This window comes from Pseudoxanthomonas suwonensis, assembly GCF_010093235.1.
GTDB lineage: Bacteria > Pseudomonadota > Gammaproteobacteria > Xanthomonadales > Xanthomonadaceae > Pseudoxanthomonas > Pseudoxanthomonas suwonensis.
The window spans coordinates 35366-58969 of the sequence record NZ_PDWP01000023.1; the positions used below are offsets into that span (position 1 = coordinate 35366).

At 65.1% G+C, this 23604-nt stretch carries 19 protein-coding genes and 1 tRNA gene; 3 read left to right on the plus strand and 17 right to left on the minus strand.

Annotated features, from left to right (window positions below; translation table 11 throughout):
- Nucleotides 1-153: 153 nt before the first annotated feature.
- From CSC68_RS11940 to CSC68_RS11950, 3 genes are all read right to left on the minus strand, one after another.
- Nucleotides 154-1653 (minus strand): FAD-dependent oxidoreductase, encoded by a 1500-nt coding sequence (locus CSC68_RS11940; RefSeq protein ID WP_162203781.1) that lies wholly within the window; start codon nucleotides 1651-1653, stop codon nucleotides 154-156.
- Nucleotides 1653-6128 carry a glutamate synthase large subunit gene (gene gltB, locus CSC68_RS11945; protein ID WP_162203782.1) on the minus strand — a complete coding sequence of 1492 codons (4476 nt, stop codon included), beginning with the start codon at nucleotides 6126-6128 and terminating at the stop codon, nucleotides 1653-1655. The genes CSC68_RS11940 and gltB overlap by 1 nt, the downstream gene beginning before the upstream one ends.
- A gap of 214 nt (nucleotides 6129-6342) precedes the next feature.
- A complete protein-coding gene (locus tag CSC68_RS11950; protein WP_162203783.1) occupies nucleotides 6343-6717 on the minus strand; it encodes an I78 family peptidase inhibitor in 375 nt (124 codons plus the stop codon).
- A gap of 86 nt (nucleotides 6718-6803) precedes the next feature.
- Between CSC68_RS11950 and CSC68_RS11955 the strand changes: the two genes are divergently transcribed.
- Entirely contained in the window at nucleotides 6804-7940 is a 1137-nt protein-coding gene (locus tag CSC68_RS11955; RefSeq protein WP_162203784.1) for a DNA topoisomerase IB, read from the plus strand.
- A gap of 4 nt (nucleotides 7941-7944) precedes the next feature.
- Here CSC68_RS11955 and CSC68_RS11960 read toward each other — a convergent pair whose 3' ends face one another.
- The 3 genes from CSC68_RS11960 to CSC68_RS11970 all read right to left on the minus strand — a co-directional run bounded on the left by CSC68_RS11960 (nucleotide 7945) and on the right by CSC68_RS11970 (nucleotide 8983).
- Nucleotides 7945-8280 carry a hypothetical protein gene (locus tag CSC68_RS11960; RefSeq protein ID WP_162203785.1) on the minus strand — a complete coding sequence of 112 codons (336 nt, stop codon included), beginning with the start codon at nucleotides 8278-8280 and terminating at the stop codon, nucleotides 7945-7947.
- 116 nt (nucleotides 8281-8396) lie between these two features.
- Nucleotides 8397-8473: transfer RNA gene (locus CSC68_RS11965), tRNA-Arg, on the minus strand.
- Between the two features lie 48 nt (nucleotides 8474-8521).
- On the minus strand, nucleotides 8522-8983 hold the full coding sequence (locus tag CSC68_RS11970) for a GDP-mannose mannosyl hydrolase (protein ID WP_162203786.1): 462 nt from the start codon (nucleotides 8981-8983) through the stop codon (nucleotides 8522-8524).
- A gap of 84 nt (nucleotides 8984-9067) precedes the next feature.
- Between CSC68_RS11970 and CSC68_RS11975 the strand changes: the two genes are divergently transcribed.
- Nucleotides 9068-9724, plus strand: coding sequence for a phosphatase PAP2 family protein (locus CSC68_RS11975; RefSeq protein WP_125111215.1), 657 nt, complete (start codon nucleotides 9068-9070; stop codon nucleotides 9722-9724).
- A 260-nt stretch (nucleotides 9725-9984) separates the two neighbouring features.
- On the opposite strand, the gene CSC68_RS11980 is transcribed toward CSC68_RS11975, so the two are convergent.
- Nucleotides 9985-11382: a mannose-1-phosphate guanylyltransferase/mannose-6-phosphate isomerase gene (locus CSC68_RS11980; protein ID WP_162203787.1), complete on the minus strand. Its 1398-nt coding sequence runs from the start codon at nucleotides 11380-11382 to the stop codon at nucleotides 9985-9987.
- A 114-nt stretch (nucleotides 11383-11496) separates the two neighbouring features.
- Between CSC68_RS11980 and fcl the strand changes: the two genes are divergently transcribed.
- Nucleotides 11497-12441 carry a GDP-L-fucose synthase gene (fcl, locus tag CSC68_RS11985; RefSeq protein WP_162203788.1) on the plus strand — a complete coding sequence of 315 codons (945 nt, stop codon included), beginning with the start codon at nucleotides 11497-11499 and terminating at the stop codon, nucleotides 12439-12441.
- Between the two features lie 91 nt (nucleotides 12442-12532).
- Here fcl and CSC68_RS11990 read toward each other — a convergent pair whose 3' ends face one another.
- Genes CSC68_RS11990 through CSC68_RS12035 form a run of 10 tightly spaced genes read right to left on the minus strand, consistent with a single transcriptional unit; the run spans nucleotide 12533 to nucleotide 23568 of the window.
- The gene (locus CSC68_RS11990) at nucleotides 12533-13474 is read right to left on the minus strand and encodes a glycosyltransferase family 2 protein (RefSeq protein WP_125111978.1); all 942 of its coding nucleotides are present in this window, start codon (nucleotides 13472-13474) and stop codon (nucleotides 12533-12535) included.
- Complete coding sequence (locus tag CSC68_RS11995) at nucleotides 13471-14439, minus strand: nitroreductase family protein (RefSeq protein ID WP_162203789.1); 969 nt, start codon at nucleotides 14437-14439, stop codon at nucleotides 13471-13473. Before CSC68_RS11995 ends, CSC68_RS11990 begins: the two co-directional genes overlap by 4 nt.
- A gap of 3 nt (nucleotides 14440-14442) precedes the next feature.
- Nucleotides 14443-15009: an LbetaH domain-containing protein gene (locus CSC68_RS12000; RefSeq protein WP_162203790.1), complete on the minus strand. Its 567-nt coding sequence runs from the start codon at nucleotides 15007-15009 to the stop codon at nucleotides 14443-14445.
- Nucleotides 15006-16151 (minus strand): polysaccharide pyruvyl transferase family protein, encoded by a 1146-nt coding sequence (locus tag CSC68_RS12005; protein WP_162203791.1) that lies wholly within the window; start codon nucleotides 16149-16151, stop codon nucleotides 15006-15008. Before CSC68_RS12005 ends, CSC68_RS12000 begins: the two co-directional genes overlap by 4 nt.
- Nucleotides 16148-17323 (minus strand): glycosyltransferase, encoded by a 1176-nt coding sequence (locus CSC68_RS12010; protein WP_162203792.1) that lies wholly within the window; start codon nucleotides 17321-17323, stop codon nucleotides 16148-16150. The genes CSC68_RS12005 and CSC68_RS12010 overlap by 4 nt, the downstream gene beginning before the upstream one ends.
- 45 nt (nucleotides 17324-17368) lie before the next feature.
- Complete coding sequence (locus tag CSC68_RS12015) at nucleotides 17369-18697, minus strand: hypothetical protein (RefSeq protein WP_162203793.1); 1329 nt, start codon at nucleotides 18695-18697, stop codon at nucleotides 17369-17371.
- Nucleotides 18698-18721: 24 nt separating this feature from the next.
- Nucleotides 18722-19945: a lipopolysaccharide biosynthesis protein gene (locus CSC68_RS12020; RefSeq protein WP_162203794.1), complete on the minus strand. Its 1224-nt coding sequence runs from the start codon at nucleotides 19943-19945 to the stop codon at nucleotides 18722-18724.
- Nucleotides 19946-19964: 19 nt separating this feature from the next.
- Entirely contained in the window at nucleotides 19965-21086 is a 1122-nt protein-coding gene (gene gmd, locus CSC68_RS12025) for a GDP-mannose 4,6-dehydratase (protein ID WP_162203795.1), read from the minus strand.
- A gap of 33 nt (nucleotides 21087-21119) precedes the next feature.
- The gene (locus CSC68_RS12030; protein ID WP_162203796.1) at nucleotides 21120-22355 is read right to left on the minus strand and encodes a glycosyltransferase WbuB; all 1236 of its coding nucleotides are present in this window, start codon (nucleotides 22353-22355) and stop codon (nucleotides 21120-21122) included.
- A 46-nt stretch (nucleotides 22356-22401) separates the two neighbouring features.
- Nucleotides 22402-23568 (minus strand): nucleotide sugar dehydrogenase, encoded by a 1167-nt coding sequence (locus CSC68_RS12035; RefSeq protein WP_162203797.1) that lies wholly within the window; start codon nucleotides 23566-23568, stop codon nucleotides 22402-22404.
- Nucleotides 23569-23604: the final 36 nt, after the last annotated feature.

A 23604-nucleotide genomic window follows, 5' to 3' on the forward strand; every position in this document is an offset into this window, starting at 1 on the left:
GCTGGACTACGTGGCGGCCGCCCCGGATGCGGCCTTCGGCCTTATCCGGGCTACGTGTTGCCGGAAGACGGAAGAGGGGACGCTGTTGTGCGTGCAGGGGAGGGCACACGGCCCTCTGCCCAACCCCTCCCCGGTGGGGGAGGGGTTTATCGCTCACGCCACCGCTTCGGCGTACTGCGGGGTGCGCACCGGGGTCTGGGTGCCCAGCAGCTCGGCGATGCTCGCGGCGGCGTCGCGGCCTTCGGCCACGGCGGTCACGACCAGGTCGGCACCGCGCACCGCGTCGCCGCCAGCGAACACGCGCGGATGGGTGGTCTGGTACGGCAGGCGGTCGTCGCCACCGGCGACGATGCGGCCGTTGGAGGTGCCCTCGATGCCGAGCTTCGTCATCCACTCCGGCACGGTCGGCGAGAAACCGAAGGCGATGATCACCACGTCGGCCTCGATCACCGACTCGCTGCCCTCGATCGGCACCGCCACGCGGCGGCCACGCGCATCCGGCTCGCCCAGCTTCGTCTCGACCACGCGCACGCCGGTGACCCGGTTCTGCTCGTCGGTCTCGATGCCCAGCGGCTGGCGGTTGAACAGGAAGCGCACGCCTTCCTCGCGGGCGTTGGCCACCTCGCGCGCCGAACCGGGCATGGAAGCCTCGTCGCGGCGGTAGGCACAGGTGACGCGGCCGGCGCCCAGGCGGATGGCGCTGCGCACGCAGTCCATGCCGGTGTCGCCGCCGCCCAGCACCACCACGCGGCGGCCGGCCAGGTCGGGCAGCTTGATGTGGTCTTCCCAGCCAGCGATCGGACGGCTCTGCGCCGTTGCCGGATCGGCGCCGGTGACGATGCGCCCGTTCTGCACCAGGAACGGCAGCGCCGGCAGCACGCCTTCGGCATCCTGGCCCGGCAGGCCGCCATCGGTGTAGCGGTAGGCGCCGGTGCCGAGGAACACGGCGTCGTATTCCTCGAGCAGCTGCTCCATGCTCACGTCGCGGCCGACCTCCACGCCCAGCCTGAACTGGATGCCCATGCCTTCCAGCACCTCGCGCCGGCGGGCGATCACCGCCTTGTCCAGCTTGAAGGTGGGAATGCCGAACTGCAGCAGGCCGCCAATCTGCTCGTAGCGATCGTAGATAACGGCCTGCACGCCCACGCGCGCCAGGCGGTCCGCGCAGGCGATGCCGGCCGGACCCGCGCCGACCACCGCCACGCGGTAGCCGGTCGGCTCCACCGCCGACAGGTCCGGACGCCAACCCTGCTCGAAGGCGGTATCGACGATGTACTTCTCCACCGCGCCGATGGTCACCGCGCCGAAGCCGTCGTTGAGCGTGCAGCTGCCCTCGCACAGGCGGTCCTGCGGACACACGCGGCCGCACACTTCCGGCAGCGGATTGGTCGAGTGGCACAGGTCCGCCGCCTCGCTGATGCGGTTCTCCTGCACCAGCTGCAGCCACTGCGGGATGGCGTTGTGTACCGGGCACTTCCAGCTGCAGTACGGGTTGCCGCAGTCCAGGCAGCGCCCGGACTGGTGGCGGGCTTCCTGCGCGCCGAAGCGGCCGTACAGCTCGCCCCAGTCGCCGGCGGTACGCAGTTCGACCGGGATGCGCCGCGGCATTTCCCGCGGCATCTCGAGGAACTGGAAGACTTGCTTGCGACTCATTACGCGGCCCTCCGCAGGCTGTCGGCCAGCGATTCGATGCTCGCGGCCTTGGGCTTGACCAGCCAGAACTTGCCCACGTAGTCGCGGAACTCGTCCAGGATCTGCTGGGCCCAGATGCTGCCGGTCAGCTCGCGGTGCCGGCTGATCAGCCGGTGCAGGTGCTGGCGATAGCTCTCGAAACCCTCCGGGCTGATGCGATGGATGTCGATCAGCTCGTGGTTGTAGCGGTCGACGAAGTCGCGGTCCTGGTCGAGCACGTACGCCAGGCCGCCGGTGAAGCCGGCGCCGAAGTTCAAGCCCACGCGGCCCAGCACCAGCACGCAGCCGCCGGTCATGTACTCGCAGCAGTGGTCGCCCGCGCCCTCGACCACCGCCAGCGCGCCGGAGTTGCGCACGCCGAAGCGCTCGCCGGCGCGCCCGGCGGCATACAGCTCGCCGCCGGTGGCGCCGTACAGGCAGGTGTTGCCGATGATCGGGGTGCTGCGCGCCTCGAAGCGCGCACCGCGCGGCGGACGCACCACCAGGCGGCCGCCGGCCATGCCCTTGCCGACGTAGTCGTTGGCCTCGCCCTCCAGCTCCATGTGCAGGCCGCCGGCGTTGAACGCGCCGAAGCTCTGGCCCGAGGTGCCGCGGAAGTGCAGGGTGAGCGGCGCATCCTCCATGCCGTGGTTGCCATGCAGGCGGGCGATCGTGCCGGACAGGCGCGCGCCGATGCTGCGGTCGGTGTTGTGGATCAGGAAGCGGTGGTCGCCGCCGGTCTTGTCCTTGATCGCACCGGCCAGCTGCACGTCCAGCTGGGTGGCCAGGCTGTCCGGCGACTCGTACAGGCGAGCGGCGGCACAGCGTTCCTCGTCGCGCGGGCTGGGCACCAGCAGCTTCGACAGGTCCAGGCGCACGCCTTCGCGCGGGGCGGCCTCGATCTGCCGCAGCAGGTCGGTGCGGCCGACGATCTCGTCCAGCGAACGCGCGCCCAGGTAGGACAGCCAGCCGCGCACTTCCTCCGCCAGCAGGCGGAAGAAGTTCTCCACCCGCTCCGGCAGGCCGGTGAAGTGGTCCATGCGCAGGCGCTCGTCCTGGGTGGCCACGCCGGTGGCGCAGTTGTTGAGGTGGCAGATGCGCAGGTACTTGCAGCCCAGCACGATCATCGGCGCGGTGCCGAAGCCGAAGCTGTCGGCGCCCAGCAGCGCGGCCTTGACCACGTCCAGGCCCGTCTTCAGGCCGCCATCGGTCTGCAGGATCGCGCGGTCGCGCAGGTCGTTGGCCACCAGCGCCTGGTGCGACTCGGCCACGCCCAGCTCCCACGGCCCGCCCGCGTAGCGGATCGAGCTGATCGGGCTGGCACCGGTGCCGCCATCGTGGCCGGACACGGTGATCAGGTCGGCGCCGGCCTTGACCACGCCAGCGGCGATCGTGCCCACGCCGGCATGCGAGACCAGCTTCACCGAAACCAGCGCCTGCGGATTGACCTGCTTGAGGTCGTAGATCAGCTGGGCCAGGTCCTCGATCGAGTAGATGTCATGGTGCGGCGGCGGGCTGATCAGGCCGATGCCCGGACGTGCGTAACGCAGGCGCGCGATCAGCTCGTTGACCTTGTGGCCCGGCAGCTGGCCGCCCTCGCCGGGCTTGGCGCCCTGGGCGACCTTGATCTGCAGCACCTCGGCGTTGACCAGGTACTCCGGGGTGACGCCGAAGCGGCCGGAAGCCACCTGCTTGATCTTGGAACGCTTCTCGGTGCCGTAGCGGGCCGGATCCTCGCCGCCTTCGCCCGAGTTCGAGCGGCCGCCGAGGCGGTTCATGGCGATGGCCAGGGCCTCGTGCGCCTCCGGCGACAGCGCGCCCAGCGAGATCGCGGCGGTGTCGAAGCGGCGCAGCAGGTCGGAGGCCGGCGCCACCTGCTCCAGCGGCGTCGGCGCTTCGGCCGGCCTGAGCTCCAGCAGGTCGCGCAGCGCCGACGGCGGACGCGAGTGCACGGCCTCGGTGTAGGCCTTCCAGTCCTCCGGACGGCCGCTTCGCGTGGCCTTCTGCAGGGTCATGACCACGTCCGGGTTGTACATGTGGTACTCGCCGCCGTGGACGTACTTGATCAGGCCGCCGACCTCGGGCTTCTTCAGCTCGTTCCAGGCCGCCGCCTGCTGCGCGCGCGCATCCGCGTCGAGCCGGGCGAAGCCGGCGCCGCCCACGCGCGAGGGCGTGCCACCGAAGCACAGGTCGACGACTTCCTTCTCCAGGCCCACGATCTCGAACAGCTGCGCACCGCGGTAGCTGGCGATGGTGGCGATGCCCATCTTCGAGATGATCTTGCTCAGCCCCTTGTAAAGGCCCTTGCGGTAGCTGCGGCCGACCTGGGCGACCTCGCCCTTCTTCAACTGCAGGATGCCGCGCCGGCCCATGTCGAACAGGGTCTGGTAAGACAGGTACGGGTACACCGCGGTGGCGCCATAGCCCAGCAGGCAGGCCATGTGGTGCGGGTCGCGCGCGGTGCCGGTCTCGATGATCAGGTTGACGTCGCAGCGCAGGCCGACGTTGCACAGGTGGTGGTGGACCGCGCCGGTGGCCAGCAGGGCGTGGACCATCGGCCGCTCCGGCACCGGGTAGCGGTCGGACAGCAGCAGGATGACGATGCCGTCGCGCGCGGCCTGCTCGGCCTCGCGGCAGATCCGCTCGATGCCGGCCTTCAGGCCTTCCTCGGGCGAGTAGGACAGGTCGATCAGCCGGTTGCGGTCCTCGTACTGCGCCATCTTCAGCAGCTGGCGCAGCTTGCGCTGGGACAGCACCGGCGAGTTGAGGATGACGTGGTTCACCGTCTCCGGGCCGGCATGGAAGATGTTGGTCTCCTTGCCGAGCTGGGTGTACAGCGACATCACGCAGTCTTCCCGCAGCGGATCGATCGGCGGGTTGGTGACCTGCGCGAACGCCTGGCGGAAGTAGTCGTACAGCGGCCGGTTGCGCTGGCTCAGCACCGCCATGGGCGTGTCGTCGCCCATCGAACCGGTGGCTTCCTGCTCGGTCTCGGCCATTGGCCGCAGCACCAGCTCCACCTCCTCGGTCGTGAGCTGGAACAGCTTGTGGTAGCTGCGCAGGGTCTTCTCGTCGAACGGCTCCTCGGCCAGCGACGGGTCGATCAGCTCGGTCTGCAGCCAGGTCACGCCCTGGTGCAGCCACTGCTTGTACGGGGCGCGGGTGCGGTTGATGCGGTCCACCGCCTCGCTGTCGAGCAGGTCGCCGCGACGCAGGTCGATGGCGATCATCTCGCCCGGGCCCAGCTTGCCCTTGCGCACGATGCGCTCGGTCGGCACCTCCCATACGCCGGCCTCGGAGGCGACGATGAAGTGGCGGTCCGAGGTGAGCATCCAGCGCGAGGGACGCAGGCCGTTGCGGTCCAGGGTGCAGCAGGCGTAGCGCGCATCCATCGACACGATGCCGGCCGGGCCGTCCCACGGCTCGGTGTTGAGGCCGTAGAACTCGTAGAACGCGGCCAGGTCAGGATCCTTGAACTCCAGCGACTGGGTCGCCGGCGGCACCAGGATGCGCAGCGCCTGGATCAGCTCCATGCCGCCGTTGACCAGCAGCTCCAGCATGTTGTCCAGGCTCTGCGAGTCCGAGCCGTGCATGGACACGATCGGCTCAAGCTCGGCGATGTCGAAGCGCGGCGTCTTCCACACCTTGCTGCGCGCCTGCGCCCAGCGGCGGTTGCCCTCGATGGTGTTGATCTCGCCGTTGTGGGCGAGCAGGCGGAACGGATGGGCCAGCGGCCAGCGCGGCAGGGTGTTGGTCGAGAAGCGCTGGTGGAAGACCACCGCGCTGGAGGCCAGCTCCGGGCGCTGCAGGTCCTGGTAGAAGCGCGAGAGCTTGTCCGGCAGGACCATGCCCTTGTAGCCGATGGCGTGCGCCGAGAGGGTCACCACGTAGTAGTCGGCCACGTCGGCCAGCTGCCTCTCGCTGCGGCGGCGGGCGAGGAACAGCGCGAGATTGAAGTTCTCCTCCTCCTGGTCCGCACCAGCCTGGACGTAGATCTGTTCGATCAACGGCAGGGTCTGGCGGGCCAGTTCGCCGCAGACGCCGGTATCGACGGGCACGTCGCGCCAGCCGGCCACGGCGACGCCGGCGCGCTGCAGTTCTTCCGCCAGCGTCTGGCGACAGCGCTGGGCCAGCGCCGCATCGTTCGGCAGGAACACAAGGCCCGAGGCGAAGCGCACGCCGGTTTCCAGCGCGATCCCGGCTTCCTGCGCGAGCGTGCGCAGGTAGTTCTCGGGGCGGCGGATGAGCAGGCCGCAACCGTCGCCGGTCAGGCCGTCGGCGGCGACGCCGCCGCGGTGGGTCATGCGCGAGAGTGCAGCGATCGCGGTATCGACGAGTGCGCGCGAAGGCTGGTCGTCGAGCTGGGCGATCATGCCGAAGCCGCATGCATCGCGCTCGGAGGAAGGATCGTAGAGCCCGTGCGGTTGCTGGTGCCCGTGGCGGTTGCGGAGGGCCATCTGTGCCTCGAGTAAAGCGTGCATCCGGGCGTGCGTTCCCGAACGCTGGCGAGGGCGGCACCGCACACGGTTTCAGAAGAAACGTGCGCTACCCGTTTGCCGCCGGAATACCCGAATTAAACACAGTTGCTGCGGTGCCGCAAGTTGCCTTGCGGCACCGGAAATACATGCATTTGCAACCGTCTTGCGCGCGCACCAGCACGTGGGCCGAGGCTTATCCGCAGCGCAGGGAAACGATGCGGTTTTCGCCATCGACTTCGACGTTGAGGCGCGCGCCGTTGAACTCCAGGGTGACCGCCTGTCCCGGCTTGAGGATGCGCGCGGTATCGGCGCCCGCATCGACGCGGGCCTGTTCGACCACTGCGTCGTCGGCCATGTCGCCAACCAGCCCCTGCACCGCAGTGGCATCGCAGCTCGGCGGCGGCGGCGTGCCGGCACCAGTGGTCTCGGATGCAGACTCGAGCGCCCGGCGTGCGGCGAGCATCGCCTGTTCCTGCTCTTCCTCCTCGCTCAGCGTGCCGTTGTTGGCGGCACAGGCGGCCATCCCCAGCAGGACCAGCGGAAGCATGAAGCTGGAACGGATGCGCATTGGCAGTCTCCGGTGTGTAGGCGGGATGAAACAGGGTAAGGGTGGCGCATTCGCTTAGCGTTAACCAGCCGGCGTTGACGCCCCCGATGCGGCCGGCCGCAGAGACTGGCGCTCCCCCGACGCGGTCCCGTCCCCTGTCCACGCCCGCTCCCGCCACCGACCCCGAAGCCGCCAGGCGCGATGCCGATCGCGCCGGACTCATATATGTAGGCGACGGCGATCCCGGCATCCGCCGCCGCCGGCAGGGGCGCGGCTTCGGCTACCGGGATGCGGATGGCCGGGCAGTGCGCGACCGCGACACCCTGGCCCGGATCCGGGCCCTGGCCATCCCGCCGGCCTGGACCGACGTATGGATCTGCGCCGACCCGCGCGGGCACCTCCAGGCCACCGGGCGCGATGCCCGCGGCCGCAAGCAGTACCGGTACCACCCGGACTGGGCCCGGCATCGCGGCCAGGGCAAGTTCGAGCGCATCGTCGCCTTCGGCAAGGCCCTGCCGGTGTTGCGGCGGCGGGTGCGCCGCGACCTGGCCCTGCCGGGCTACCCGCGGGAAAAGGTGCTGGCGATGGTGGTCGCCCTGATGGACCACACCCTGCTGCGGGTCGGCAACGAGACCTACCGCCAGCAGAACCGTTCCTATGGCCTGACCACCCTGCGCAACCACCACGTGCGCTTCCTCGCCGGCGGGCGGGCGTATATCGCCTTCCGCGGCAAGGCCGGACAGATGCAGGAGGCGGTGGTCGACGACCGCCGCCTGGCGAAACTGGTCCGGCGCTGCCGCGAGCTGCCGGGCCAGTGCCTGTTCCAGTACCGCGACGACGAGGGACAGGTGCAGCCCGTGCAGTCCAACCAGGTCAACGACTACCTGCGCGAGGTGATGGGCGAGGCGTTCACCGCCAAGGATTTCCGGACCTGGGGCGGCACCGTGGCCGCGATGCGGGCCCTGGCCGTCCTGGGCGAAGCCGCGGCCTCCGAACGCGAGTGCAGCCGGCAGCAGGTGGAAGTCGTGCGCGAGGTGGCCTCGCTGCTCGGCAACACGCCCTCGGTCTGCCGCAAGGCCTATATCGACCCCTGCGTGTTCGACGGCTGGCGGGACGGAAGCCTGGGCCGCCGTTGCGCCGGCTGCCGGGGCGACCGGCAATGGGAACAGGCGGCGCTGGCCTTCCTCCGCCGTGCCCACCGCAGGTCGGTGGCGGCCACCGGCCGCCCGCCGGCGCTGCCGTAAGAGGTCAGCCGCAGCGCAGGGCGGTGATGGCGTTGTTGCTGCCGGTCTCGATCACCAGGCGCGGCCCGCCGGCGCCCCCGGTTTCGGGCTCCGGCAAGGTGGCGCTGGCCGGGCGGTCGCCCTGGCCCCGCACCAGCAGGACCTCGGTGCTGTCGCTGTCCACCCGCGCGCGTTCGACGGTGGTGGCCGACGCCGCCAGCCCGACCGCGCCGCGCACCATGTCGGTATGGCACTGCCCGGAGACAATCCCGTCGATCGGTTCGATGGTCTGGGCCAGGGGCGAGGAAGCGCAACCGGCCAGGGCCAGGCAGCCGGGCAGGGCGAGGAGGGCAAGTCGCATGGGGGGTCTCCGCAGGGGGAATCAGGCCCGCAAGCCTGTCGCCCCGCACGTCGCAGACCGATGAAGGCCGGTGACCCCAAAAGACAAGCCCCCGCCGCAAGGCGAGGGCTTCGATATGGCGCGCCCGGAGGGATTCGAACCCCCGACCAATGGCTTCGGAAGCCACTACTCTATCCGGCTGAGCTACGGGCGCGTGGCCGGATAGCTTACCGGATAGCCGGGAGAACCCAAAGCCCCGCCATCACCGGAAATAGGCCTGGGTGTTTGGATGGACCGAGGCGTCGGTCAGTGCTTCCCCTGCCGTGACCCAGCGATAGGCGCTGTGCTGCTCGTCCGGCGGTCGAAGGTCGGCTTGTGCCACGTCAAGCCGGTGCGCCAGCACCACGTAGTGGGTACCGGCGTCGCCTCCGGTGAAATCCTCCTCGTAGAAGTGGTCGTACAGCCCGAGGAGGGAGGACGCCGCGCGCTCGATGGACGAGCCAAGTTCGGCCTCGGTGATGCGCCGGAAAGCGGCGTCCAGCGGCTCGTTCTTGCGGATCCGGCCACCGGGTACGAACCAGTAACCCTTGGCCGGGGGATTGTTGCGTCGGCCGACCAGGTAACGGCCCTCCTTATCCACCACAACCAGGTCGATGGATACCAGCGGGGCATGGCGGACAACGGCAAGGAAATCACCCACGGCGAGCGGCGGCGGTGCACTCATACGGCCTCTTGGGGAATAGAGGTGGCGTGACACAATAGGCACCGGATAACACACGGGGCAAGCCTCGGAAGGCGACGTTGCGGCATGAACTGGCAGTGGTTCGTTGCCCCGGGCAGCGCACTCTACCTTGGACCGCTGGCAATCCTTGCCGGGGCCGCAGTGCTTTATCGCGAACGCGCGCGCAAGGCGGTGATGGGCTGGTGGTCGGCGATTGCATTTGCTTGCGGCATGACCGCGGCGAGCAAGATTTCCTTCTATGGTTGGGGTACGGGCATCCGCGCCTGGGACCTGACCTGCTTCAGCGGCCATGCCGTGATATCGATGGCGGTCTGGCCGGTAGTCGGGATGCTCGCAGCGCCCACTTCGCGCCCTGGATTACGTGCAATCGGAACGGTTTCCGGGCTCGTCCTGGCGGGTCTCATCGGGTACTCGCGTATCCCGTTGGGGGCGCACCCGCCTTCCGAAGTCATCGCGGGCACCCTGCTCGGCGGCCTGGTGGGCACCGCGGGTTGCCTGTTGCTCCGCCATTACCGCCTGCCGGGGACACTTCTTCCAGCTGTCGGTCTGGTCCTGCTCGCGACGATGACCATCCCACGGGGAGCAGCTCCGGTCCTGCCAAGCGAGCGCTGGTTTGCCGCCATTGGAACGGCCCTCTCGGGGCGTGAAGCGCCCGTGAGCAGAAAGAAGTGGCGTAATGCGGATGGCATCACAATTTCACACCACGTACACTTGAGACCATAGCCCGCGCGGAAGAAGGTCTCCGCGGGAAGGTCTCAGGGGGATGCATCGATGTTGATGTTTTTTGCCGGCGTGCTGTGTGGCGCATGCTTCGGAGCTGTCGCGCTGGGCATCTGCCGCTCGTCCAGCGACGCGCGCGATACGCACTGAATGACCGGCCGGGCGCCCTGCGCCCGGCACCAGTCTCCCCGCCATGTAGACGCGGCGGGCGTGAGCCTTCCTTTATTCCGGTGCGAAACTAACCCGGGTGGATCGCGGTCGCCTCAACCCCGGCCGTACACGTCCTCGAAACGAACGATGTCGTCCTCGCCCAGGTAACTGCCGGACTGCACTTCAATCAGTTCCAGCGGCAGCTTGCCGGGATTGCGCAGGCGGTGGGTGACGCCCAGCGGGATATAGGTGCTCTGGTTCTCCGTCAACAGCACGACCTTGTCGCCGCATGTGACCTCGGCCGTGCCACTGACCACGACCCAGTGCTCGGCGCGGTGGTGGTGCATCTGCAGGCTGAGCGCTGCGCCAGGCTTGACCGTGATGCGCTTGACCTGGTGGCGATCGCCGTTGTCGATGGAGTCGTAGGCTCCCCAGGGCCGGTAGACCTTGCGGTGCAGGCTGGTTTCCGCGCGCCCCTGCGCCTTGAGCCGGGTAACGATTTCCTTGACTTCCTGCACCCTGTCCTTGTGCGCAACGAGTAATGTGTCGTCGGTATCGACGACCACGATGTCCTCCAGGCCGAGCAGGGCCACCAGGCGACCATCGCCCCACGCCAGGGTGTTGCGACAGCCGATGGAGATGACGTCGCCGTGGTGCGCATTGCCCTCGCCGTCCTGTTCGGCGACTTCCCACAGGGCCGCCCAACTGCCAACGTCGTTCCAGCCCACGTCCAGCGGAACCACCGTGGCGGCGGTGGTCTTCTCCATCACCGCGTAATCGATCGAATCCGACGGACAGGCGGAGAAGGAAGTCGCATCCAGGCGCACGAAGTCCTCGTCGCGCCGGGCGCCCTCGAATGCCGCCCGGCAAGTAGCCAGCATCTCCGGCTGCAGGCGTTCCAGCTCCTGCAAGTAACGCGATGCGCGGAACAGGAACATCCCGCTGTTCCAGTAGTAGGCACCGGCTGCAACGTACTCCCGAGCCTTGGCCAGATCAGGCTTCTCGACGAACTGTTCGACCGGCCGCGCGCCTTCGCCCGGGCCGGCCTTGATGTAGCCATAGCCAGTCTCAGGTCCGCCGGGAACGATCCCAAACGTGACCAGCCGACCCTCTTCGGCCGCGATGGTGGCCTGGTGCACTGCGTCGCGGAAGGCCGCAGCGTCACGGATGACATGGTCGGAAGGCAGGACCAGGAGCAGCGGATCGCCGCCATCGGCGACGGCCTGTAGCGCGGCCGCCGCGATCGCGGGCGCGGTGTTTCGGCCAACCGGTTCCAGTAGCACTGTCCCCGGCGTGCAGCCGGCCTGGCGCAAATGTTCGGCAACCATGAAGCGGTGATCGACATTCGCCACCACGATTGGTGGCTGGGTGGCCAGCGGTGCAACACGCCGCCAGGTTGCCTGGAGCAGGCTGTCCCCACCGAGGAGTGGAAGGAACTGCTTTGGATAGGCTTCGCGGGACAGTGGCCACAACCGCGTGCCGGAACCGCCGGAAAGGATCACGGGAATCATGGGGGGCTTCCGTGAGTGGGGGATTTTGAGAATAACAACGTGAGAAGCGTGGGTGGGGCGGGAAAAACTTGTTGCTAGAATCCATATACCCCCCCAAGTCGAGCGAGAAGTCCCATGGAAAAACAGGACCGTATTTTCGTTGCAGGGCATCGGGGCCTGGTCGGCTCGGCGGTCGTCCGCCGTCTGCAGGCGCTTGGCTACAACAACCTCCTCCTGGCCGGGCGCGATCTCCTGGATCTGCGTGACGCCGCTTCCGTGGAGGCCTTCTTCACCAAGGAAAAGCCCCAGGTGGTCATCCTCGCGGCGGCGAAGGTTGGCGGTATTCACGCCAACGACACCTATCCCGCGCAGTTCCTTTTCGAGAATCTCCAGATCCAGAACAACGTAATCGACGCCGCGTACCGCCATGGTGCGAAGAAGCTGACCTTCCTCGGGTCGTCCTGCATCTATCCGAAGTTCGCCGAGCAGCCCATCCGCGAGGATTCCCTGCTCACCGGCGCGCTGGAGCCAACCAATGAGTGGTACGCGATCGCCAAGATCGCCGGGATCAAGCTGTGCCAGGCCTACCGCAAGCAGTACGGCTTCAATGCCATCAGCCTGATGCCGACCAACCTTTACGGCCCTGGCGACAACTTTGACCTCGCCAACTCCCACGTGCTTCCAGCGCTGATCCGCAAGTTCCATGAAGCGAAGCTGCGCGGCGACGCGGAGGTTGTCATGTGGGGAACCGGGACTCCGCGACGCGAGTTCCTGCATGTGGACGACATGGCCGCGGCGACGGTCTTCCTGACCGAAACCCACAACGACCCGGGCATCGTCAATGTTGGGGTCGGCGAGGACGTCAGCATCCGGGAGCTGGCCGAACTGGTGAAGGAAGTCACCGGCTTCCAGGGCAGGATCGTGAACGACACCAGCAAGCCCGACGGCACACCACGCAAGCTGCTCGACGTCTCGCGCCTGCACGCACTGGGGTGGCGTGCACAGATCAGCCTGCGGGATGGCGTCCAGCAGACCTACCAGTGGTTCCTGGAAAACCAGACCCAACTGCGTGCTGCGTGAGCACCTGCCGGCCGGGTTGCCCTGGCTTTTCCAAGGAATCCGGCCGGAACTCAGTCTCGTGCGCATCATGGGCCGATTCCGCTGCCGTCAGTTAACTGCCGCGGATCTCGAGGCTCGCCAGCTGTTCCAGCGAGTACCCTGTGCGCCGGGACAGTTCGGCCAGGATTGCCTGCCGGTCTTCCAGATGCGCGATGGCCGCTTCCAGCTCCATTAGCTTTGCCCCCACGAGGAACCTGTACCACCAACCTTGCAGGAAGTGGTAAACCAGTCCGGAGCGTCCGTCCAGGAAGCCGAGCTGGAACACGTAGCGCCAGAGAAAGTAGAGCGTTGAGCTCACCGTGAACGGGATCCGGTTGTAGATCCTCTCCTTGGCCCAGCGTTTGAACGAAGCCTGTAGCGACGCGCCTCCACGGGTGAGCGCATGGTCGCGGGCGAACAGGCCCATGCGCTGGTTCAGCACGTCGATTGCTTCGCGGGTCGCGTACTTGTTGTGCTTCTCGGTGAAGTACGTGAGGTCCTGCAGGTTGTGGTCGGCGAAACCACCTTTGAAGGTTACGGTGCGCCCACCCCATACGATGATGTGCTCATCCATCCAGCGTTGCTCGATGCGTCCTTGGCCTCGTCGCCAGATACGGAGCATGCGCAGAGGGTAGCGGCCGCCGTGTCGAACCCATCGCCCCATGAAAATGTGCTTGCGGTCCAGGTTGACGCCAACCACATCGGTGGGAAGGCGGGGAAGTTCCCGACGGATCTCCTCGGCAAGATCCGGTTCGACCACCTCGTCCGCGTCCAGACGCATAACCCAGTCGGCCCGGATCGGGGCATTGTCCAGCGCCCACTGGAACTGCTGGGCCTGGGTCACGAACGGATGTACCAGCACCGTGGCGCCGTGCGAACGGGCGATCTGCGCCGTTGCGTCGGTAGAGCCGGAATCGATTACGAAGACTTCGGTGGCGACCTCGCGGATCGAATCCAGCGCACGCGCAAGGTGCAATTCCTCGTTGTAGGTGAGGATGACGACGGCAAGGCTCATGGCGACACGGTGCCCGTATGCATGTGGAGAACCTCATCCAACGAGCGCCTTGGCGATGCGGCGACTCGCAGTGGTTCATCGACGGTCTTTCCGAACGCGATCATCATGATCAGCCGCTCTCCCGTGGGTATGCCTCCCGCGACCTTGATCCTGCGTTCCACCGCGTTGGTGACGGCAAGGTTCAGGGGGCAGGCGCCCAATCCGAGCGCATGGCATGAAAGAAGGATGCACATGGAGAACAGCGCTCCATCCACGTAGGTCTGGTTGCGCTGGCCCGGGCCGCCCCAGGCAGCGATCTCGGACGTCACTACGAACAGGTTGCCAACGTTCTCTGAGAAGCCGCGCGATCCGCCCTGGAGGGCCAACAGCGCGTCGATCGTCGCCCGGTCCTGATACAGATGGACCTGCGTGGACTGCCGGTTGCACTGCGACGGCGCGCTCTGCGCCAGGGTGACCACCTGGCGTACCGTCTCCGCGGGCAGTGGGCGGCCATCGAACATCCGAAGGCTGGAGCGTGACTGCAGCCATGCGACAGGACCAGCAGGGTCGTGGCCTTCGAATCTGTATGGCTTGATCCCGCCACGAAGTTCAAGCTGCCGGTCCTGCCACCGTGCAAGCAGTGCGGCGACCTCGTCGAGCAAGGGGTCCTGGATGCCCTGCTCGCGGTGGAAGCGAAGGTACGCGTCCAGTGCACCCAAGGCCATCTGCGCCGGCAGCGGCGAAAAGTCTGGCTCATAGGCATCGAGCGCGGACATCACGAAGCGCACCTTGTCGCGCCCGAACAGTGTGCGCCGACGGGGCAGGGACAAGCCCTTCTCGATCGTATGCGTCTCGATGATGAGCTTGTAGAACTGGCGTCGGTTCCGCTCGACAAGTGGCGAGTAGCCGTTGTAGCGCAACGTCAGCCACAGGTCCTGGGCGTACTCGGACAGGAACTGCAGCACCTTCGCGGCTTTTGAGAACATGGTTCAGGCGCCTGTGGGGGAATCGGAAAGCGTACGTTGCCTGACAAACCTGCAGGGATTGCCGACACAAATGGACCAGGGAGGAAGGTCGCGCGTGACCACGGACCGTGCACCGACCACGGTGCCTTCGCCGATGCTGGTGCCGGGATGCACAAAGCACTCGGCGGCGATCCAGGCATGGTCTCCGATGGTGATGGGCGCAGTGGTGAGCGGCCGCAGCAGGCTCGTGACGTCGTGCGAACCCGTGCAGAGGAAGGTGCGTTGGCTCACCGCCACCTTGGAGCCGATGCGGATCCGGTCCATGGTGTAGCAGTCCACGCCGTCGGCCAACACAGACAGCGTGCCCATCTCCAGCTTCCATGGCGCCCAGATCCTGCAGCTGGGGGCGATGCGGCAGCCCGGGCCGATCCGTGCGCCGAAGAGCCGCAACAGGAGGCGACGCCATCCGTGCAGTGCCCACCGTGGAGTTGGCCGGAACGCCAACAGCCAAACCAACTCCCACAGCAACCGCCTGAGCTTGTCGCTGGCTGGCAGGGTGTCGACGTACCTGTACTGGTCGAATCCGCTCATCCGTTCTCCACCTGTGCGACCTCGTGCGCAAGGAACGAACTGCCGACCTCCCGGAGCCCCTGCTGTCTAGCTTCCACCGCATCCCAGTCGATCGGCCGCGCGAGCAGTTCATCGAGGCGGGGCAGGTCCTCCTTGCGGACGAAACGGTCCATAAGGTCGAGCTGCGAGAGCAGGTTTCGCGAGCGGGCGTTCATGGCTACGCGCGAACCTGGAAGCTCGGCAACCAGGAAGGGCTTGCGGAACAAGATCGAGAAAACCGTGCCGTGGAAGGAATTGGTGACCACGAAACTGGCGTGGGCCAGGTGCGAGACCCACTCGGCCGGGCCGGGATGCACGGTCTGACCGATCTCGCGCCAGCGGCGGTGCACGTTGTATGGGGACAGGATGGGTGTGCCGGTCATCCGCGCCGCGCCCTCGGCGACCTCGCGGATGACTTCCGCAGTGCGGAGCGCATAGCAGAACACATGTCCCTCCTGGCCGCTGGACGCGCCGGCAAGGAGCTGGTCGTATTGCTCGTGCAGCAGGGTTGGATCGGGCACGCAGGCAGCATCGCGACCGGACGCCTGCCTGACAATGTCCACACCACTCAGCTCGCGGACGGAGATGCTGGACAGAGGGCGTAGCAGCGGGCCGAGGGAGGTGATCTGGTCGGCGCCCAGCGTGTCCCGGCCGAAGCTGGCCGCGTAGGAGATCCTGCGCGCACGCGCGTCCTTCGCGAACTCGAGGAAGTAGGCCGGATCAAAGCCGTACTGAACCGACGGGCTCCAGATCTGGTCGCTGCCGGCCACGATCAGGTCATAACGGCCAGCCGCCTCGACCAGTTCCTGTCTTTCGCGCAGCGGGCTACCGGTGATCCCGAGCTGTTCCTGCCGGAAGCGTGCGAACCGCCGGGCCTGGTCCTTGTTTCCGAAGTGCTGGTGCAGGAATGCCGTGGACTTGAGGTAGAGGGTCTTGGCATTGGACTTGAACGCGGCGGGCGAAAGCGAAAGCCGCAGCGATCCGCCCTCCTCGACGTGCGTCGGGTGATAGGCGATGAACTCAGCGTCATGCCCGCGGTCGGTGAACCATCTGCGCAGCGCATACGCCTGCAACAACGCGCCGAAGTTGTCACTGAACTGGAAGGTGAGGATCCCTATCCTCATGGCGTCGTTGCTCCTCTTTCCTTAAGGCCTTCCTGGATTACGCATGCAAGATGCGTGGCGACCTGGCGGATCTGGTATCTGTCCTCGAAGCAGCAGCGTGCATTTGAAGACATGGCTTCCCTCACTTTTGGAGGAAGCGATAGCCAGGTTTGCAGCGCATCCACGATTCCCTCGAGCGTGTCGTCGCGGACGATGCCGGCGCCGTCCGCCTCGATCTCCCTCCAGATATTCACTTTGTTGGTGGTGAGGACGGGCGCGCCACACGCTAGCGCCTCGGCCACGACGATCCCAAAGTTCTCCTGGTGCGACGGTAGACAGAAGGCTTCGCAGGCGTTGTACGCGCCCCACTTGGCATCACCTTGGAGCATTCCGGGCCAAGAAATGCGGTCATCGATGCCAAGCTCCGATGCCCTTTGCCTGAGCCTGGGAATGAGGCCCGTCTTGTCCGGCCCCGCTATCACTAGGTGCAGGTCCGGGTCATTTGTTGCCACGCGTGCGAAGGCTTCCACGAGCAGGTCGCATCCCTTCTTCTCGTGGATACGGCTGAGGAACAATAATATGCGCTTCCCCTGGAGCACAGGGTGGTTGTCTAGAAACTTGTTGGCGAGGTCGGCGCCGTTGGATGGCGGACGTGCTGTTCCGTAGGAAACAACCCTCTCGTTGCAACGATAGAGCCAGAATGACTCGCGGGCCCGAATGCGCTCTTCCTCAGAGGTGAACAGAACGGCGCGCGCGTCGCGTAGCAGACGGTACTCGGCCCAAGGCCAGTACGCCCATTTCTTCAGGTGTTTGAGTGGATAAGCTTGCTTGAACCACGGGTCGAGCATCCCGTGAGTGAATACGAAGTAAGGTGTCGCGGTATGAGCCAGTGCACGCCATGCAGCGAGACCGTGGTACTGCCAGAGCCCGTTGACGATGGCAGCATCGAAGCGGCTGCGATTGGCGCGCAGCCACGGGACGAGTGTACGTGAGTACCGGTACCCGGGGCGGGCATGGTCCAGTGCGTGGACGCGTGCCGGATAGTCGTCCAAATAGGCGCTGCCGGGACGATCCAGGCATGCGACCTCCACCTCGTGACCGAGCGCCGCGAGCTCCGTGTCTATCCGCCGAGCGCCCTCCATGGGCCCGCCACCGCGGGGGTCAATGCTTGCGATGATGCGTAGAAGTCGCATACGCCTAGTCGATCCTCAGTACTGGATAAGGGCTGGATCCTGCGCTCATGACAGCCCACGCCTATTGCTGCGCGCACGCCTGAATCGAAGTACTTGGCTGTACATGAAACAGGCAACAGTCAGGCAGAAGAAGTAGCCAATGACAGCTCCCAGTGGGCCGCGGATGAGGATCGGAAGGGATCCCATGAGAATCGCGCTGAATATGGGTGATCCATCAACCACGAGGAGAGAGGAAGTAACAGTCTTTCGCCACAGATACCCAATCACGACGAACCCAGCCGCGACCCCTAAGAGCCCGAAATCCAGGTAGAGATCACCTGCGACATAGAAGGATAGGTTCTGGGTCCCTGCATACCAGTTGGTGTAGAGGTCGTTTCCCACAATCAATCCACCCACGATTGGCTTGTCGGGCCAGACCGTGCGCGGCACGAAGAAAAGTAGGATCGCCAAGGCGTTCTCACCTATCATGTAATCCATGTGTCGCATCATTCGGCAGGCATGGACGAGTGTGTCGAAAACATCCATGTCCTTGATCCTCAAGACGTCCTTCGCGTACTCGCTTTCACCGAGGAGTGCGAATCCCCCAACGCCGACTCTTGAGGTGAGGCTTGCTAAGGGCATGAACACCAGCACGCCAAAAAGCATCGCAGCGAACACAGGGACGAAGCGAAGCTTCGGCCCCAAAAGTAGCGCGATGACCGGGAACCAGGATGCGACCAAGAAGAACCGTGCCGAGTTGAGTGGATTGACGCAAACCAGAAGCAATGCGGCGCATGCGACGAATGTCGCAGTCGAGAGTAGCCCCCAAGGTCGCCTCTTCGCGGCGAGAACCATGGTCCCAACAGCCAGAACGGCGAGGAATCCAAGACGGAGAATGAATATTTCCTCTCGGCTCTTCTCCCGGCGAGGCAGCAGGACGTTAGAGATCCCGCCGGAGGAAGCGACGTAGGCGACGAAGGAAATCAGGCAGATGAAGACGATTAAGAAAAGATGGTCATCGGTGATGCACTTTCCATGGCCAAAGTTCTTTGAGGGTTCAATCCTCCGATCGAACAAGGCGAGGATCGCAACGGATATAGTGACTATGGACTGCGCTAGGACGAAGTCTTCAAGCTCATAGGAGGCACCACGGGTCGTCCCGCTCAGGAATCCGTGGTTACTTATCGACTGGATGGGGGCAATTACGAAGAAAAGCAGGATGGTCAGCCAAAGCATGTCCTGCGCAGAGAATTCGCTTCTCTTGATCGCGTTCAGTCTGAACGCGGCGATCACGAATGTTGGCAGGGTGAGGAGAACTGGCATCATCTCCGCCCCGGTAGCGATCGCGAACATCCAGAGAACTAGAGCCGCCAAGAGTCGAACATTGATTTTCATCGTTGGCTCGATGGTGCCAATGAATCACGGCGTCGCCGTGTGTGGTGAATTCGCTCCCCGGAACACGAGAGCGGCCTGGATGAAGATCGCGGCCGTAAAACCTATGGCCGCACCCGCGGCACCGTGCAGAATCGTGCCGAGCATGACGAGGATCAATAGAAGCACTGCCGAAAGCACGGAGATCCGGGCCACGAGTCCGGCCTGTTTGCGTGCCTGGAGGATCGCCGTGAATATGGCTATAAAGCTAGCTCCGGCCAGACCCAGGCACATGATCTGCAGGGGAAAGGTGGCACCCTCGAACTGTGAGCCCAGGTGCCGCGTCACGAATGGCGCTACGGCGACAAGGGCGATGTAAGGAAGACTCATCGCAACCGCGATCAGCAGCCCTATCGACATGTCCTTTCGCCTAGGCCCTCCCTGCCTGACCAGATGCGGGAGAAGCGCAGTGGCCAGTGCATCCGGGACCATGCGAAGGGGCGTCATCAGCCTTGCGCCGACTCCATAGAATGCGGCCTGCACTGGACCAGAAATGGTTGCGACCACCGCTGCATCGAGATTGCGAAGCTGATTGGCGGCTGAGTGAACCCAGTAAGGTCTGCACCGACCGAACGCAATCCCTATCGGACGGACGCGCAAAGGAACTACAGGTGGACGAGGCAGCTTCCGCCACATGACCAGCAGCACCAGGGCCGAACCGGCGAGCAAGGTCAGCGAGTATGCCCACATTATCTGGATCCCCGCGTGGAAGGCAGCGACGAACAGCACCAGCTGCGCCGTCCTGCGGGAGACAAGATTGATGGTGCCCATCCGGACGTCTCCAAGTCCGCGCGCAATGGCAGACCGGATATCGCTGCTGCGATCCAATGCGATCCACAGGCTTAGCGGTAACAGGGCGATGTACTTCGCATCCGTGGCGAACGTAAGAACGAGGACGACAGCGACGCTGAAGGCCACCACGCCAGCAATGACAATACGACTCATAAGCTCTGCGTAAGCGACCTTGCGATTCACACCATGCGCCGCGGTCTCCCTCACGATGAACATCGTCACGCCCGCATCACCAATCGCTTGCAACGTAACGGATACGCCCAAGGCGGACGAAACGAGGCCAAAGTCCTCGACCTTCGACCAGCGCGCCAGCAGGTATATGGAAGCTGCCTGGATTCCGGCTGCCACAAACCTGCCGCTAAGGAGGGTTGCAAACTGCCGGGCCAGCGAGCTTTGCCAAATGCGACTGAGGATCCTCATGGACCAGGAGTCCTGGCCGTCATTCCGGCGAGCTGTTGGTGAACTGATAGCCATGGGTATGGAGCAGGGCCGCTTTCTTGGCTTCGTGCAGGTCGTGTGTGACCATCTCCTCAACCATCGACTGGAGAGAGATGGAAGGTATCCAGCCCAGGTTCGTCTTCGCCGCCGAAGGATCGCCGAGCAGGGTTTCTACCTCGGATGGACGGAAGTAACGCGGATCGACCGCAACGATCACGTCGCCAATTTTCACGGCGGGAGCGGAGTCGCCGTCGACTGCAGTAACCACCGCCTTCTCCTCCACGCCCTTGCCTTCGAAGGATAGGGAGATGCCGAGCTCCTTGGCCGCCATCGTGATGAACTCACGGACGCTGTACTGGACGCCGGTCGCGATCACGTAGTCCTTCGGCGCCTCCTGCTGGAGCATCATCCACTGCATGCGCACGTAGTCCTTGGCGTGGCCCCAGTCACGCAGGGCATCCAGGTTGCCCATGTACAGGCAGGACTCCAGGCCTTGGGCGATGTTGGCGAGGCCGCGAGTAATCTTTCTGGTGACGAAGGTCTCGCCGCGACGTGGACTCTCGTGGTTGAACAGGATGCCATTGCAGGCATACATGCCGTAGCTTTCGCGGTAGTTGACGGTGATCCAGTACGCATAAAGCTTGGCCACGCCGTAGGGACTGCGAGGGTAGAAAGGCGTGGTCTCCCGCTGCGGGATCTCCTGGACCAGACCGAAGAGCTCGGAAGTCGATGCCTGGTAGAAGCGGGTCTTGTCGGCAAGCTTGAGGAACCGGATCGCTTCAAGCAGGCGCAGGGTGCCGATGGCATCCACGTCGGCTGTGTATTCCGGTGCTTCGAAGCTGACCGCCACGTGGCTCTGTGCTCCGAGGTTGTAGACCTCGTCGGGCTGCACCTCGGCGATGATGCGGGTCAGGTTGCTGGTATCGGTCAGATCACCGTAGTGCAGATGAAAACGCGCGCCGGACTCATGTGGATCCTGGTAGATATGGTCCACTCGCTGGGTGTTGAACGAAGAGGCACGACGCTTGATGCCATGGACCTCGTATCCCTTCTCGAGCAGGAACTCGGCGAGATAGGATCCATCCTGTCCGGTGATGCCGGTGATGAGTGCGCGTTTGGTCATTGCGATCAGTTCCTTGTATCGACTATTGGGGGATCAGGGGGCGAGCAGCGCCTGCTCGAAGCGATTGAGGATCGATTCGCGCGATAGCGTGCTGAGCGCCTGGTTCCGTGCGGCGTCGCCCAGTGACTTGCGCACTGAAGGATCGGCGGCGAGTTCCCGAAGAGCGGAGGTGAAGGCCTCGACATCGCCGGGGGGAACCACCCGCCCGCTGCGTTCCAGGGCAAGCGCAACGCCGGTACCAGGGAGTGCGGTGGCGAGCGTGGGGCGGCCGCTTGCCAGCATCCCCGTGAGCTTGGACGGCATCACGAGATCGGCCACGTCCGCGCGCTGGGGCAGCAGGTGGATGTCAGCCAGTCCGAGCCAGTCCTTGAGACGCTCGGTGGGCTGCAGACCAAGGAAGCGTACGTTCGGTAGGCCCGCGCATTGAACCTCCAGTGCGTCACGCCCTGGACCCTGGCCCCCGAACACGAAGTAGAGACGTTCTTCGTCGCGCAGGCGAAGTGCTGCTTCCCCAAGCAGTTCGAGGCCCTGTTTGAGACCCATGTTCCCAGAGTAGAGGGCCACTACGGCGTCGTCCGGGATTCCAAGCTCCTGGCGGTATGTGCTTGGTCTGGACAGAGGCTGGATCGCGTCGATGTCGGCCCAGTTCGGGAACAGGACCCGGCGCGCCGGTGCTACGCCTTTCTTACCCAGTCGCTCGACCATCTTGGGCGAGATGGTGGACACACGGTCAAAGGAGCGCAGCAGTAGACGCTCCAGGCCCATTGCCAGACGCTTCATGGGGCCTGCCTCGACAATTCCCATGTCCAGGGCGGCATCGAGTTCGAAATCCTGGATATGCAGCCAACTGCGCGCACCGGAAAGTCGGGCGACCAAGGCGGCCATGGGAGCATTTGCGAGCGTCGGCGCGATTGAAACGACGTGTGTCGGGCGCCAGCCGATGGACCAGAGCAGTGCCAATGAGGAGCTGAGCCCGAAACTGGCCAGATGCAGGATCCGGGTAATCCCGCTCGGCTTCGTCGGGACCCACAGGGGGCAGCGGATCACGTCCACCTCCGAGATGCGCTCTCGCCGGTACCACAGTGGACGATAGCCATCCCACACCATCCAGGCAGGGTAGTAGGGAGGTGCGGTGACCACACGGACGGCGCGCCCGCGTGCAGTCAGCCACTCGCACATCTCACTCGTGTACTTGCCTGTCCCGATGTTCTCGGGGGCGTAATTGATGCCGACGACGAGGATGCGGGGGGAATCGCTCGGGACGGACATGTCAGCGAACCGTAGTGGGTCTTGGCATGGATCAGGTGTTTCCTCTTCAATCCGCACCGAAAAGGTCGCGGGTGTAAACGCGCTCCGATACGTCCTGGAGCTCGGGCGTGATGCGGTTTGCGACGATGACGTCGGCAAGCTCCTTGAAGCAATCGAGGTTATTGACTACCGCGGACCGGAAGAAGTCCGGCTCATTCAGTACCGGCTCGTAGACGATGACGGGTATGCCCTTGGCCTTGATCCGCTTCATCACCCCCTGGATGGCAGAGGCGCGGAAGTTGTCCGAGCCCGTCTTCATGACCAGACGGTAAATCCCGACGGTCCTGGGATTTCGCGCGATGATCTCGTCCGCGATGAAGTCTTTCCGGGTCCGGTTGGACTCCACGATCGCGCGTATGAGGTGTTGGGGTACGTGGCTATAGTTGGCTAGCAGCTGCTTGGTGTCCTTGGGCAGGCAATAGCCACCGTAGCCGAAGCTTGGGTTGTTGTAGTGCCCGCCAATGCGCGGATCGAGGCATACGCCCTCGATGATCTGGCGCGTGTCCAGACCATGGGTGCAGGCGTAGGTGTCCAGCTCGTTGAAGTAGGCAACGCGCATGGCCAGGTAGGTGTTGGCAAACAGCTTGATCGCCTCGGCCTCGGTCGAGTCGGTGAACAGCACCGGGACGTCCCTGGCGACAGCGCCCTCTTGAAGGAGGGCCGCGAAGCGCTCCGCGCGTGGGGAGCGTTCGCCGACCACGATACGACTTGGATAGAGGTTGTCGTAGAGTGCCCGGCCCTCGCGCAGGAACTCCGGCGAGAAGATGACATTGTCTGTGCCGAGCGTCTCACGGATCCGACGGGTGTATCCGACCGGCACGGTGGACTTGATGATCATCACCGCGCCGGGATTGATCTCCTTCACGTCGCGGATGACCGATTCGACGGAGGATGTATCGAAGTAGTTGGTCTTCGGGTCGTAGTCGGTAGGCGTCGCGATGACGACGAAGTCGGCTCCGGCGTAGGCCTCCTGCTTGTCCAGCGTGGCCTTAAGGTCGAGCTGGCGGTTGGCCAGGTAATCCTGGATCTCGCGGTCCTCGATCGGCGACCGGCGTGCATTGATCGCCTCAACTCGTGCTGGATTGATGTCCAGGGCAGCGACGCTGTGGTTCTGGGCAAGCAGAACGGCATTTGAGAGGCCGACGTATCCCGTGCCGGCTACGGCAATCTTCATCTGGTGCTCCTGTGTCGATCGCTTTGGCCTGATGTG

Bases quoted from the DNA above. Each gene is read 5' to 3' on its own strand.
- CSC68_RS12010 (WP_162203792.1), bottom strand. From the start codon at position 17,323: ATGCGACTTCTACGCATCATCGCAAGCATTGACCCCCGCGGTGGCGGG.
- CSC68_RS11970 (WP_162203786.1), bottom strand. From the start codon at position 8,983: ATGAGTGCACCGCCGCCGCTCGCCGTGGGTGATTTCCTTGCCGTTGTC.
- CSC68_RS11990 (WP_125111978.1), bottom strand. From the start codon at position 13,474: ATGAGCCTTGCCGTCGTCATCCTCACCTACAACGAGGAATTGCACCTT.
- CSC68_RS11975 (WP_125111215.1), top strand. From the start codon at position 9,068: ATGAACTGGCAGTGGTTCGTTGCCCCGGGCAGCGCACTCTACCTTGGA.
- CSC68_RS12000 (WP_162203790.1), bottom strand. From the start codon at position 15,009: ATGAGCGGATTCGACCAGTACAGGTACGTCGACACCCTGCCAGCCAGC.
- CSC68_RS12015 (WP_162203793.1), bottom strand. From the start codon at position 18,697: ATGAAAATCAATGTTCGACTCTTGGCGGCTCTAGTTCTCTGGATGTTC.
- gltB (WP_162203782.1), bottom strand. From the start codon at position 6,128: ATGGCCCTCCGCAACCGCCACGGGCACCAGCAACCGCACGGGCTCTAC.
- CSC68_RS12030 (WP_162203796.1), bottom strand. From the start codon at position 22,355: ATGTCCGTCCCGAGCGATTCCCCCCGCATCCTCGTCGTCGGCATCAAT.
- fcl (WP_162203788.1), top strand. From the start codon at position 11,497: ATGGAAAAACAGGACCGTATTTTCGTTGCAGGGCATCGGGGCCTGGTC.
- CSC68_RS11940 (WP_162203781.1), bottom strand. From the start codon at position 1,653: ATGAGTCGCAAGCAAGTCTTCCAGTTCCTCGAGATGCCGCGGGAAATG.
- CSC68_RS11955 (WP_162203784.1), top strand. From the start codon at position 6,804: ATGCGGCCGGCCGCAGAGACTGGCGCTCCCCCGACGCGGTCCCGTCCC.
- CSC68_RS11980 (WP_162203787.1), bottom strand. From the start codon at position 11,382: ATGATTCCCGTGATCCTTTCCGGCGGTTCCGGCACGCGGTTGTGGCCA.
- CSC68_RS11995 (WP_162203789.1), bottom strand. From the start codon at position 14,439: ATGTTCTCAAAAGCCGCGAAGGTGCTGCAGTTCCTGTCCGAGTACGCC.
- CSC68_RS12020 (WP_162203794.1), bottom strand. From the start codon at position 19,945: ATGAGGATCCTCAGTCGCATTTGGCAAAGCTCGCTGGCCCGGCAGTTT.
- CSC68_RS11960 (WP_162203785.1), bottom strand. From the start codon at position 8,280: ATGCGACTTGCCCTCCTCGCCCTGCCCGGCTGCCTGGCCCTGGCCGGT.
- CSC68_RS12035 (WP_162203797.1), bottom strand. From the start codon at position 23,568: ATGAAGATTGCCGTAGCCGGCACGGGATACGTCGGCCTCTCAAATGCC.
- CSC68_RS11950 (WP_162203783.1), bottom strand. From the start codon at position 6,717: ATGCGCATCCGTTCCAGCTTCATGCTTCCGCTGGTCCTGCTGGGGATG.
- gmd (WP_162203795.1), bottom strand. From the start codon at position 21,086: ATGACCAAACGCGCACTCATCACCGGCATCACCGGACAGGATGGATCC.
- CSC68_RS12005 (WP_162203791.1), bottom strand. From the start codon at position 16,151: ATGAGGATAGGGATCCTCACCTTCCAGTTCAGTGACAACTTCGGCGCG.